Here is a 12,754-nt window from a genome sequence, read left to right on the forward strand (position 1 = left end):
CCTCCTTACTTTAGTCTTTCACAGGCGTCTACCGCCGCTGTTGTGCCGATCAGTTCGGGAAGAATATCCTCGACGCTGCCTTGCTTTTTGATCGTGCCGCCCGAGAGCAGAACGATTTCGTCGGCGATGCGAAGAATTCTTTCCTGATGTGAAATAATGATGATTGAGCTGTCCTTGATTTCCTTCTGCATATTCTCGAAAATGCGGATAAGGTTCTGGAAGCTCCAGAGGTCAATGCCTGCCTCAGGCTCGTCAAATACGCTCAGCTTTGTCTGGCGCGCGAGCAGCGTTGCGATTTCAATTCTCTTGAGCTCGCCGCCCGAGAGGGAAGAGTTGATTTCGCGTTCGATATAATCCCTTGCGCAGAGTCCGACCTCAGAGAGGTAGTTGCACGCTTCCGCTATGGTAATATCTTTGCCTGCCGCGAGTCTGAGCAGGTCATGGACGCGAATACCCTTAAAGCGGACAGGCTGCTGAAAGGCAAAGCTGATACCGCGTTTAGCACGTTCGGTGATAGACAGTTCTGTAATGTCCTCGCCGTCAAAAATAATCTGACCCGAGGTGGGCTTTTCAATGCCCATAATCAGCTTTGCGAGCGTGGATTTGCCGCTGCCGTTCGGGCCTGTAATAACAACAAAACGGCTGTTGTCAATTTTCAAATTCAAATCGTGCAGAATTTCCTTCTGCTTTCCGTTTTCCTCTACGCTGAATGAGAGGTTTTTCAGTTCCAGCATGTTTTCTTCTCCCGTATAGTTATTCTTTTGATAATTATATAACAAAGACGGACAAAAAGCAAGTAAAAACGGGCGCCATTTCACTCGCTGTACTGTATTGCGTTAAATGTAATAAGAAATGCCCCGCCCGGCAAAGCGCCGGACAAGGCATTTATGTAAAGCTTAGCACAGCTTACTTATTATTTGTCGTTTGTACTGTAAAAATTCATCTGTCAGGTTGAAATCAGACCTTCTCGGTTTCGGTTCGTTTATGATAATCTCGTCGGTTATTGTACCGGGCTTGCCGCCGAGAAGATAAATTCTGTCTGAGATCAGAATAGCTTCGTCGATATCGTGGGTGATAAACAGAATCGAGAGGTCGATTTTTTCCATAACATTCAGGAACCAGCGGTGCATTTCGCTTTTTGTGAGAGTATCGAGAGCGCTGAACGGTTCGTCGAGCAGCGCGACGCTGCTTGATGCCATATATGTTCTCAGTAGCGCGGCTCTTTGCCGCATACCGCCCGAGAGCTCAGACGGATACATCTTCTGGGTGCCCTCAAGTCCGAATTCCGCGAAATACGGGTTGACCTTAGCGATAGCTTCCTTTTTCTTTACGCCCCTGATAATCAGAGGCAGAGCGGCGTTTGCCTCAATTGTGCGGTAGGGAAGGAGCAGGTCCTTCTGCAGCATATAGCTGATTTTTCCCGGTACGCCTGTGATATCCTCGCCGTCGAGCAGGATTTCACCCTGCTGCGGACGGTTCAGACCCGAAATTACGTTGAACAGCGTGGTTTTGCCGCCGCCGCTCACACCGAGCAGGCAGACGATCTCGCCTTCGCCGACGGAAAGCTGAATGTTTTCGATTACATTGACCTTGTTGTCGTAGGAATATGTGATATTCCTGGCTTCAAGCCTGTTCATTTATTTCTCCAGATACTCGTTTGTAAAGCCTGTGTTCTCGGGAATCTCCACTTCGAGGAGTTTCTTCTCGTTAATCCAGTTGTAGAACGCATTCCATCTCGCTGCGTCAATGTAACCCCACTGCTCAACCTCAGCCTTGTACTGATCGGCCATATATTTCTGGCTTTCGAGAACCAGTTCTTTGTCAAGCTCGGGAGCTGCCTTGACGAGAATGTCGGCTGCGTCATCAATATTTTCAATGCTGTACTCGTAACCCTTTTTCAGAGCGGTGAGGAAAGCCTTTGTCTTGTCGGGGTTTTCGCTCATCCAGTCGGTGTTGCCCGCAATAACGGGAGTGTAATAGTCGAATACGGGGTTGATGTCCTTGAAATAGAAGTAGTCGGTGTCTACGTTCTTGAGCTTTGTGGCGATGCCTGCCCAGCCGTAGTAAACCCATATAGCGTCTACGGACTTGCTCTGCAGAGCGGAGGCCTCGTCGGTAACGGTGCTGGGAATCAGCTCGACCTTGTCGAAGTCACCGCCGTCGTCCTCGATAACCTGCTTAAGAGTCGCCTTCTCAATCGGCAGATCCCATGTTGCGTACTTCTTGCCCTCAAGACCCTTAGGTGTGTCGATGCCTTCGCCCTTGCGGGAGATAATACCCGAGGTGTTGTGCTGAAGTACAGCCGCGACAGCCTCAATGGGCATCTTTGTGTCGCCTACAACGGTGGGAAGCATGGTGTCCTGGAAGGTCATGCAGAACTGAGCCTTGCCTGTGCCGACAAGAGCCTCGGCGCCGTCCTCAGGCGGCTGAACGATTTCGACCTCAAGACCTGCCTCGTCAAAGTAGCCCTTTTCCTGAGCTACATACAGACCTGTGTGGTTTGTGTTGGGCGTCCAGTCGAGCACAAAGGTGACTTTTGTTTTCTCGGCGGAAGCGGCGGTTGTTGCCGTTTCGTTGTTTTCACTGTTGCTGTTGTTGGCGCTGCCGCAGCCTGCCATACCGAGTGTGAGCATCGCAGCTGCCATTACAGCGGCAAGAATTCTTTTTTTCATTAGTATTACTCCTTTTATTATCCCTTTTTGTTATTCCAAGGCATGCATTTCTTCTGCAAAATCTTAACAAGCCACATCAGGATCATGCTGAGAGCCGAAATCAGGAATATGACGGCGAACATCTTGTCAAAGGAATACGCCTTTTTAACCCTTGTCATGTATACTCCCAAGCCGTTGAAGCCGCCCAGCCATTCGGAAATGACGGCGCTGACAACCGCGTATGAGACTGAAATTTTGAGACTCGCGAAAAAGTCTCCGAGTGCCGCAGGGAACTTGACGTAACGGAAAATCTGTTTGTCGCCCGCGCCCATCGAGCGCAGAAGGCTGACGGTGTCCCTGTCAACCGACCGAAAGCCGTCCAGCATGTTGACAGCGATGGGGAAGAATACCACCAGCACTATCAGAATGATTTTCGGCAGCATCTCGTAGCCGAACCAAAGCACAAGCAGAGGTGCTATGGCTACGGTGGGGATCGTCTGCGTCAGCACGATCAGCGGATAGAGCGCGTGTCTGATAACCGAAAACCTGTCCATCAGCACCGCGAGACCGAAGCCCACGATGATACCGATGATCAGGCCGATGAAGGTTTCGAGCAGCGTTACGCCCGCATGACTTAGCAGAAGCGGAAAGTCCGCTATCAAAGCTTGTACGACCTCAACGGGCGATGGCAGCATGAACGAGGGTACAAGCTCCGTCATGCTCACCACCTGCCAGATAATAAGCAGAATCAATATCGCTGCGAGCGGCGGTACGATCTTATTGGTGGTGTTTGGTAACTTTCTTTTCAATTGTCAGCACATCTCCCTCGGGCTTGTACGTTACTTTGATGTATGCGAGCACGGAAGGCGCACCTGCCCTGATCGCGATGTGCTGGCACTCCTTGACAATATCCATCAGCTCGTCGTAATCACCCTCAATCGCGGTTTCAAACGGGCCTACATAGTAGTTAAGTCCTGTGCTCTTGATATAGTCGATGACTTCGTCGACAATGCGGATAAGCTCGTCGTCGTTCTTCGCTTCCGGCAGAGTCTGGATTGCTACGCTTGCGTTCATTTTACATTTCTCCTTATTATTAGTATAAAATAAAAGCGCTGCGGATAGCCGCGGCGCTCAAAATTACGTTTTGAAACGAGCTTCCTACGTCGGCATTATCCGAATCAGGTTAGAGGGTAAGGACGAAACAGCCCATTCTCAGCCCGCTTCAGCGGACACCCCTGCGTTTATTTCATACCTAGCATACAACGAATTTCCGCTGATGTCAAGCTTTAATTTCGAAACCTGTCAGATAATGCAGCAGAGCCTCCTCGGCGGAAAAGCCTCGCCTGCAGAGGTAATCCACACCTCTGAGACTCACCCCGGCGCATACACTGTTTTTTTCATAGTCAGGGTCAAGACAGTCCCACGGTGACGCGGTTGGAATCAGATAGGGATATTTTTCATTGGAAACAGTCGCACCGTTTGACGATTCTGCGTATGGAATATACATTTTACTACCACCCTTTTGTATGTATAGTTCTCTGTTGGAATTATAATAATGCTTTGCAAGTAAATAATATTCATTATCAGAATTATTATCGGAGGCTTTTACAGTTGGATAATCAGTATTTGCCAGAATTACCATTGCCTTTACGGCTTCATCACAAAAATCATCTTCGCAAAGCTCTGCGGCAAGGGCTATTATTTCGTCATTACTGTTATCTGCGGTACTGTCAAAGCGCTGATTATCTCTGCACACAATTATCGCGGGAATAAACGCCATGACGATGAGCAAAAGGGAAAAAACCGCGATTTTTCTTTTCAAATCCAAATCAACCCTTTATTTCGCACAAGAATTTTGTTACTCATGCACCATACTTTGTAATTAAATATTTCTTGACAACAGCGCGTGTTTGTCTTAAAATATAATATGTACGTATTTGGGGAAAAATACCCCTGTATAGCAGCTCATTTTCAGAACGGAGAGTTTTATGAAAGTAAAATTTACGCTGATTCCCTTTATTCCCGCTGCTCTTGCAATGATTATTTTCCGCGTTATGAGTATTTTCGGCGCGGACGACAGCGGTCATTTTTTGGGAATGGACAAAATGGCTGTGTCTTACACAGCAATCGGAATTGCGGCAGTACTCTTTGTCGCGTGTATTATCATCAATATATTCGACAGGAAAACATCGCCTGTTTATCCTGTCAAAAAGAATATCGCCGCGGCTATATTATCTGCTCTTTCCGGAGCGATGGTGATAGCAAGCTCCGTAGCGACCTTTATGAACAGCACAACTGATTCGGAATATTACGTTATGTCGCTCATCAGTGCGATCGCGTCTATTCCCGCAGGTATTGCGTTTTTCCTGATGACCCGCATTCATTTACAGGGCAAAACCGTCGTTTCCGGACTATCCACTCTCTTTGTATTTCCCGCTATCTGGGGTTGTACCGAGATTGTATATGAGTTTCTTGAGGCGACAAAGGTGTCTATTTCCGCGACGGACATGACTCCGTTGTTCTGCTTTATTTTCCTTTCTCTCTACTACTTCTCGCACGCGATGGTGCTTTCGAGAGTCAAGGGCAGAAGTCCCGTCAAGGCTTGCTTTATTTACGGCTTACCTGCTGTTGCGCTTGCGCTTTCATACAGCATTTACCGTCTCTTTACCGGTATTCAGGAAGGCGGCGGATACACTTCCGTACTCAATGCGGGAATGTTCTTTGTGCTTGGTGCGTATGCGATTTCGTTCATCACAGAGATGGCGTTCAATTCGCTCACTAAGGATGAGCTCAAGGTGATTGACGGACTTCCCAACTCGGACGAAGCTACAGAGGAAGAGAAGAAGTACATCAAAACCGAAAGCTATGATGAGTTGGTTTTTTCGGATGATAAGGCAGGAACTGCTGAGGCAAAAGCCGATTCCGAGTCTGCGGATAATCCCGAGCCTGCAGCTGACGTCAGACCGTCTGAGTATTATCTGAATGCAAAGGGTCTTGACGATTTTATCATCGGTTATCAGGCGCCTGTAGATGACGAGCCCGTTCCTTATCTCACCAGTGCAGAAAAGGCAAAAACCAATGACAGCGATTTTGTGGTCGGTTACGGCGATAATTCTCAGAAGGCATCGCAGGAACCGCAGCCCGAGCCTGTTGCTGAAGCAAAGCCCGAGCCTGCTGTTGAAGCAAAGCCCGAGCCGGTTGTAGAAACTAAGCCCGAGCCTGTTGTTGAAGCAAAGCCCGAGCCTGCTGTGAACAGAAGACCTGTTCAAAAAGCTCAGCCTGCTCCTGTGAAAAAATCACGCAGCGATGTTGCGGATCTGCTCGATGAGCTTGACAGCAAAATCTGAGTTGACAAACGGCTGATTCGGTGATATTATATTAAATAATAAAAAGCGTTGAGAAGGACATGAGTCTCAGAAAGCCGCTTTCAGAGAGCAGGGCGTTTGGTGAAAGCCTTGTATCCGGCACTGTTGCTTACCGCCTTTGAGCCCGTGCAGGAAATGGCGCGGCGTATTAACCGCGTTAAGGTTTTTGAGGACAGCGCAAGCTGTCGAACTTGGGTGGAACCACGAGTAACTTCGTCCCAATATTCCTTTATGGAATATTGGGGCTTTCTTTTTATAAACAATTATTTCAGATAAAGGAGAATGAAAGATGATTAACATTGAGTTAAAGGGCGGCGTCGTCAAGGAGTTTGACGCAGGAGTATCGCCCGCTGAAATCGCAAAGTCAATCGGCATGGGTCTTTATAAGTCCGTATGCGCTGCCAAAATCAACGGCGAGGTATGTGACCTGCGCACCCCTATCAATGAGGACTGCAAGGTTGAGCTGCTGACCTTCGACGACGCGGAAGGCAAGAAGGCATTCTGGCATTCGGCTTCACACGTTCTTGCACAGGCGGTAAAAAGACTTTATCCCAATGCAAAATGCGCGATCGGTCCCGCTATCGACAGCGGATTCTACTATGACTTTGATGTCGAGAAGCCCTTCTCGGCAGAGGATTTGGAAAAGATCAAGGCTGAAATGAAGAAGATTGTCAAGTCCGGTCTTGAAATCAGCCGTTTCGAGCTTGCTCCCGATGAGGCAATCGCTAAGCTTACAGAGATGGACGAGCCTTACAAGGTTGAGCTTGCCAAGGAGCACACGGACAAGGGCGAGAACATCAGCTTCTACAAGCAGGGAGAGTTTGTTGACCTCTGCGCGGGTCCTCACCTCATGAGCGTCGCTCCGATCAAGGCGGTTGAGCTCACAAACTGCACAGGCGCATACTGGCGCGGCGACGCGAGCAAGGCACAGCTTTGCCGCGTATACGGCGTCGCATTCCCGAAGGCTTCAATGCTCGAGGAGCACCTGACACAGCTTGCCGAAGCCCGCAAGCGCGATCACAACAAGCTCGGCAGAGAGATGGGCTTCTTCACAACAGTTGACTATATCGGTCAGGGACTTCCCATCTTGCTTCCAAAGGGCGCGAGAGTGATCCAGCTTCTCCAGCGCTTTGTCGAGGACGAGGAACAGAAGCGCGGCTGGCTGCTTACAAAGACTCCCTTTATGGCTAAGAGCGACCTCTACAAAATCAGCGGACACTGGGATCACTATCAGGACGGCATGTTCATTTTCGGCGATCCCGACAGCGACAGCGAGGTATACGCTCTCCGTCCGATGACATGCCCGTTCCAGTATCAGGCATATCTCAACAAGCAGCGTTCCTACCGCGACCTGCCGCTCAGATACAACGAGACCTCAACTCTGTTCCGCAACGAGGCTTCGGGTGAAATGCACGGCTTGATCCGTGTGCGCCAGTTCACAATTTCAGAGGGACACCTCATGTGCACACCCGAGCAGCTCGAGGACGAGTTCAAGAAGTGCGTAGAGCTTGCGGCTTTTATGCTCAAGACAGTAGGCTTGTATGAGGACGTTTCCTACCGTTTCTCCCAGTGGGATCCCGACGACCGCGCCAAGTATATCGGCACTCAGGAGGAGTGGGATAATGTTCAGGATATGATGGGCAAGATCCTCGACCACCTCGGAATCAAGTACGAGATCGGCGTCGGCGAGGCTGCGTTCTACGGTCCGAAGCTCGATATTCAGATCAAGAATGTCTACGGCAAAGAGGATACCCTGATTACAATTCAGATTGATCCGTATCTCGCTGAGAAGTTCGACATGGAATATGTTGACCGCGACGGCGAGAAAAAGCACCCGTTCATTATCCACCGTACCTCGATCGGCTGCTACGAGAGAACTCTCGCGCTTCTTATCGAGAAGTATGCAGGCGCGTTCCCGCTGTGGCTTGCTCCCACACAGATCAAGTTGCTTGCTGTTGCAGACAGACACCTCGACTATGTTTACGAGATCAAGAAGCAGCTTGAGGCTGAGGGCTTCCGCGTTGAGGTTGACAGCAGAAGTGAGAAAATCGGCTATAAGATCCGCGAGGCGCAGCTCGAGAAGGTTCCCTATATGTTCATCGTAGGCGACAAGGATATCGAGGCAGGCACAGTTTCTGTCCGCCACAGAAAAGAGGGCGACCTCGGCGCAATGCAGCTCTCCGACTTCATCGCTCTCGCTAAGGAAGAGATCGAAACAAAGGCTATCAAGTAAAAATATCGCAAATTTGAAAAAAACTCTTGCAATTTGTAAATAGATGTAGTATAATCTATCTGTTAATTGTGTAAAGAAGTAGGTGAAAAGAATGAAAGAAAACATCCATCCTAAGTATGAGCAGACCACAATCACTTGTGCTTGCGGTAATGTAATTGAAACAGGATCAACAAGGAAGGACATCCGCGTTGAAATCTGCTCAAAGTGCCATCCTTTCTACACAGGAAAGCAGAAGCTTGTTGATACAGGCGGACGTGTTGACAGATTCAAGAAGCGTTTCAACATTGCGAAATAACATTTTTCGAAGCTCAAAGGCGGCACGCTTGTGTCGCCTTATTTTCGTTTGAGGAGGGGAACTGCCGTGAATAAGGATTACAAGACCGTTGCGCGTGAGGCGAGCGACGAATTTGTCGAGAAGCGTTCGCGCTTTATCGGCTACGTCAAGCCCGTCAAAACCGAGGAAGAGGCTGTGGCTTTCATCAATCAGAAGCGCAGCGAGCACTGGGACGCGCGTCACAATGTCTACGCATATTCCTTGCGCGAGGGCAATATCAAGCGCTACAGCGACGACGGCGAGCCATCGGGCACGGCAGGTATGCCTGTGCTCGACGTAATTGTCAAAAATGAGATCTATGATGTCTGCGTTGTCGTTACCCGTTATTTCGGCGGCGTGCTGCTGGGTACAGGCGGTCTGGTGCGCGCGTATTCGCAGGGAAGCAAGATCGCCCTTGAGTCCGGCGGAATTGTTTTGATGCAGTCATGTTCGCTCTGCGGGGTTTCGTGCAGCTACAACCGCTACGGCAAGGTCAGCTCTCTTGTTATGGAAAACGGCGCGACAATAGACGATACAATATACGAATCGGATGTAAAAATCAAGTTCCACATTCCGCCTGAGCAGCTTTCGCAGCTTAACAAGAAGCTTGCGGACGCGACCTCGGGCGAGGTGCAGGCGGAATCTGACGGAGAATCATATTTTATGACGCCGCTAAATTCCTGAATATTTTTTGAAAAAAATAAAGGATATCGGAAAAAAACGGCGTAATAATATTTAGAATACCATTTTTTCAGGAGAACTGCGGGAAAGGAGGCGTTTTTTTGGCTTTTCCCGAGGGCTTTATTTACGAGTTAAAAGCGAGAAATGATATTACCGAAGTCATTTCCAACTACATAAGTCTTAAACGGCGCGGCAGGAACATGGTCGGCCTGTGTCCGTTTCACGGTGAAAAAACGCCGTCTTTCAATATATATACGGAAACAGACTCCTTCTACTGCTTTGGCTGCGGTGCGTCGGGCGACGTTATTTCATTTATAATGAAAATAGAAAACCTCGATTACCTCGACGCTGTGCGTTATCTTGCACAGCGCGCGGGCATAGAGGTTCCCGACAATTCCTACGACAGCAGCATGAGCAATCTGCGCAAGCGGATTTTTGAAGCTAACCGCGAGGCGGCGCGTTTTTATTACAGGACGCTTATTTCTCCCGCTGGCAGAACAGGACAGGATTATCTCCGACGCAGAATGCTCACGGACGCGACTATCCGCCACTTTGGACTGGGCTTCGCTCCTGACAGCTGGACTGCTCTCAGTGACTATCTTATCGATAAGGGCTTCAAGCCCGACGAGCTTATAAGCGCCAACCTTTCGGTAAGGCGGCGCAACGGCAAGGGCGTTATCGACCGTTTCCGCGGACGCGTTATGTTCCCTATTATCGATTTGCGCGGAAATGTAATCGCCTTCGGCGGCAGAATCATGACTGACGAAAAGCCGAAATATCTCAATTCCTCTGATACTCCCGTATTCAAGAAGAGCGAGAACCTCTTTTCACTTAACAACGCTAAGAACTCCGGCAGCAGAGCGCTGCTTCTTTGCGAGGGCTATATGGACGTGATTTCCGTCAATCAGGCGGGCTTTCAGAACGCTGTCGCGTCGCTGGGAACGGCTCTTACCTCGGAGCAGGCGAGCCTTATGAAGCGCTACGCCGACGAGATCATTATCTGCTATGACGCTGACGAAGCAGGTCAGAAGGCGACGGCAAGGGCGATTCCGCTGCTTCGCGAGGCAGGGCTCAACATCAGGGTACTCTCGATCCCGAACGGCAAGGATCCCGACGAGTTCATCAAGTCAAAGGGTGCCGACGGTCCGGCAGCGTTCAAGGCGATAATCGATGCGAGCGGCAACGATGTTGATTACCGTCTGCAGAAGCTGAGAGCGGACTATAATCTTACCACATCAGAGGGCAGGGTAGGTTATCTCGAAGCCGCGGCAAGGCTGATTTCGGATATTAAAAGCCCGATTGAGCGCGATGTCTATGTTTCCAAGCTCTGCAAGGAGTTTGAGATCGATAAAAACGCATTTAATTTGCAGATAAATAACCTCAGCAGCCGCAACAAGCGTGAGAACCGCAAAAAGGAAATGCGGAAAATCCGCTCCGAGCTGAACGGTACGAATGATAAAATCGACAAGGAGCGGCATACTAAGCTGAGAAGCACCAGTGCTGAGGAGAGTCTTTTGGCTCATCTGATAAATAATCCGGACTCGCTTAAGGCGATCCGTCAGTACATCTCGGCAGAAGATTTTCAGAATTCGCTGATGAAGCGTTATTTTGAGTATTTCAGTGGCAGAATAGATTCTGGACTTGACCCGATGAACAACGTAACGGCAGATTTCAGCGACGATGAGCGGTCGAGGATATATCAGATTCTCTCGAAATACTCGGGAATCTCACAGACTCCGCAGGCGCTTTTCGAATGCATTCAGATCATCAAATCCGAGAGCGAACGTCCGAAGGATACCGCCGGTATGACAGACGATGATATCTCAAAGCTGTTTGCGAATATGAGGAAAAATAAAAAATAATTGGAATAGAAGGAAAGGATGTGTGTGCGTATGGCACAGCAGGAAAAAAGGTCACTGGTAAAGGAGCTTGTCGAGTTAGGCAAGCAGAAGGGTTCGCTGACTAACCAGGATATTCTCGACGCAATCGGCGAAGCCGATATGGATCCCGAAAAGCTCGAAAAGCTCTATGACGCAATTGAATCTCAGGGTATCGAGATTATCGAGGACATGGTCGATATCAAAATCGAGGATATCGAAATCCCCTATGAGGAATCCAAGGACGACGACTCTTCCGCACCTGTATCCGATACGGGTCTTGCCATCGACGACCCTGTCAAGGTGTACCTGAAAGAAATCGGCAGGGTTCCGCTGCTTTCTTCCGATGAGGAAGTTGACCTCGCAATCCGTATCTCAAACGGCGACGTAGCCGCGAAGCAGCGCTTGAGTGAAGCCAACCTCCGTCTTGTTGTCAGCATTGCCAAGCGCTACCTCGGCAGAGGAATGCAGTTCCTCGATCTGATCCAGGAGGGCAACCTCGGTCTTATCAAGGCGGTTGAGAAGTTCGACTATACAAAGGGCTTCAAGTTCTCCACCTACGCGACATGGTGGATCCGTCAGGCTATCACCAGAGCGATTGCCGACCAGGCACGCACGATCCGTATTCCCGTCCACATGGTTGAAACCATCAACAAGGTCAAGAAGGTTCAGAGCCAGCTTCTCCACCAGAACGGTCACGAGCCCACTCCCGACGAGATCGCAGAAGAGATCGATATGCCCGTTGACAAGGTGCGCGAGATCATGCGTGTAGCGCAGGAGCCTGTTTCTCTTGAAACTCCTATCGGCGAAGAGGAGGACAGCCACCTCGGAGACTTCATTCCCGACAATGACGCTCCCGCTCCCGCTGACGCCGCTTCACACACAATGCTCAGAGAGCAGCTCGCCGACGTGCTCTCAACTCTCACACCCCGTGAGGAGAAGGTTCTCCGTCTCCGTTTCGGTCTTGAGGACGGCAGAAGCCGCACCCTCGAGGAGGTAGGCAAGGAGTTCAATGTGACCCGTGAGCGTATCCGCCAGATCGAGGCGAAGGCTCTCAGAAAGCTCCGTCACCCCTCGCGCAGCAGAAAACTCAAGGATTACCTTGATTACTAATATTCCTTTTTAGAATTATGTATGAATTTGAAGATGTCGCTCAGATGCTCGATCAGATAGCGGACGCAATGCCGTACGAGCTGTACCGCGACTTGAACGGCGGCATTTCGCTTCTGCCGCAGACAAAAATCCATCCGCAGGCGCTTCACAACGACCTGTTCATTCTCGGCGAGTACATACGCAATTCCCTCGGCAACGCGATCGTTTTTTACTACGGCTCAATCGTCCGCATATACGGACATGTCGGCAGGGAAGAGCTCTACCGCCAGCTGACGCGTATCCTACACCACGAGGTCAGGCACCACAACGAGTATCTCGCGGGCACGGACGATCTCGGAATCTGGGACGAAGAGCAGATAGTTGATTATCTTAAGCGTAACGGAGTAAAACCGAATAAGTAAAATTTTACGGACAGGCTATTTCAGTCTGTCCGTTTACTTGTGCAACATTTACATAATTGGAGTAAAATTTTCTACAACCTAAATAGATTGCCTAAAGAGCAAATTTCTTATAAAGAATTA

Annotated in this window: 13 protein-coding genes and 1 riboswitch; of the genes, 7 read left to right on the forward strand and 6 right to left on the reverse strand. The window is 49.6% G+C overall.

Going from position 1 to position 12,754, the window contains the following annotated elements; all coding sequences use genetic code 11:
• Positions 1-5 precede the first annotated feature (5 nt).
• From AB1I49_RS05145 to AB1I49_RS05170, 6 genes are all read right to left on the reverse strand, one after another.
• Positions 6-734, reverse strand: coding sequence for an ABC transporter ATP-binding protein (locus AB1I49_RS05145; protein WP_316609685.1), 729 nt, complete (start codon positions 732-734; stop codon positions 6-8).
• A gap of 162 nt (positions 735-896) precedes the next feature.
• Entirely contained in the window at positions 897-1,637 is a 741-nt protein-coding gene (locus AB1I49_RS05150) for an ABC transporter ATP-binding protein (RefSeq protein ID WP_407721558.1), read from the reverse strand.
• A complete protein-coding gene (locus AB1I49_RS05155; protein ID WP_316609683.1) occupies positions 1,638-2,672 on the reverse strand; it encodes an ABC transporter substrate-binding protein in 1,035 nt (344 codons plus the stop codon).
• Between the two features lie 17 nt (positions 2,673-2,689).
• Positions 2,690-3,460, reverse strand: a complete 771-nt coding sequence (locus tag AB1I49_RS05160) for an ABC transporter permease (RefSeq protein WP_407721559.1) — start codon at positions 3,458-3,460, stop codon at positions 2,690-2,692.
• On the reverse strand, positions 3,429-3,725 hold the full coding sequence (locus AB1I49_RS05165; RefSeq protein ID WP_316609681.1) for a thiamine-binding protein: 297 nt from the start codon (positions 3,723-3,725) through the stop codon (positions 3,429-3,431). The genes AB1I49_RS05160 and AB1I49_RS05165 overlap by 32 nt, the downstream gene beginning before the upstream one ends.
• Positions 3,726-3,787: 62 nt before the next feature.
• Positions 3,788-3,898, reverse strand: a riboswitch (TPP riboswitch).
• A gap of 32 nt (positions 3,899-3,930) precedes the next feature.
• Positions 3,931-4,473, reverse strand: a complete 543-nt coding sequence (locus AB1I49_RS05170; protein WP_316609680.1) for a hypothetical protein — start codon at positions 4,471-4,473, stop codon at positions 3,931-3,933.
• Between the two features lie 166 nt (positions 4,474-4,639).
• On the opposite strand from AB1I49_RS05170, the gene AB1I49_RS05175 reads away from it, so the two are divergent.
• From AB1I49_RS05175 to AB1I49_RS05205, 7 genes are all read left to right on the forward strand, one after another.
• Positions 4,640-5,998, forward strand: a complete 1,359-nt coding sequence (locus tag AB1I49_RS05175) for a hypothetical protein (protein ID WP_407721560.1) — start codon at positions 4,640-4,642, stop codon at positions 5,996-5,998.
• 307 nt (positions 5,999-6,305) lie between these two features.
• Positions 6,306-8,249 (forward strand): threonine--tRNA ligase, encoded by a 1,944-nt coding sequence (thrS, locus tag AB1I49_RS05180; RefSeq protein WP_316609678.1) that lies wholly within the window; start codon positions 6,306-6,308, stop codon positions 8,247-8,249.
• Between the two features lie 91 nt (positions 8,250-8,340).
• Positions 8,341-8,544 carry a 50S ribosomal protein L31 gene (rpmE, locus tag AB1I49_RS05185; protein WP_092968808.1) on the forward strand — a complete coding sequence of 68 codons (204 nt, stop codon included), beginning with the start codon at positions 8,341-8,343 and terminating at the stop codon, positions 8,542-8,544.
• 66 nt (positions 8,545-8,610) lie between these two features.
• Positions 8,611-9,246 (forward strand): YigZ family protein, encoded by a 636-nt coding sequence (locus tag AB1I49_RS05190; protein ID WP_316613003.1) that lies wholly within the window; start codon positions 8,611-8,613, stop codon positions 9,244-9,246.
• A 98-nt stretch (positions 9,247-9,344) separates the two neighbouring features.
• Positions 9,345-11,105 carry a DNA primase gene (gene dnaG / locus AB1I49_RS05195; RefSeq protein WP_407721561.1) on the forward strand — a complete coding sequence of 587 codons (1,761 nt, stop codon included), beginning with the start codon at positions 9,345-9,347 and terminating at the stop codon, positions 11,103-11,105.
• 24 nt (positions 11,106-11,129) lie between these two features.
• Complete coding sequence (gene rpoD / locus AB1I49_RS05200; protein WP_399552656.1) at positions 11,130-12,233, forward strand: RNA polymerase sigma factor RpoD; 1,104 nt, start codon at positions 11,130-11,132, stop codon at positions 12,231-12,233.
• Positions 12,234-12,250: 17 nt separating this feature from the next.
• Entirely contained in the window at positions 12,251-12,634 is a 384-nt protein-coding gene (locus tag AB1I49_RS05205) for a metallopeptidase family protein (protein WP_316609671.1), read from the forward strand.
• The last annotated feature ends 120 nt before the right edge of the window (positions 12,635-12,754 follow it).

Source organism: Ruminococcus sp. NATIVEDY160, assembly GCF_045819885.1.
Taxonomy (GTDB): domain Bacteria; phylum Bacillota; class Clostridia; order Oscillospirales; family Acutalibacteraceae; genus Ruminococcoides.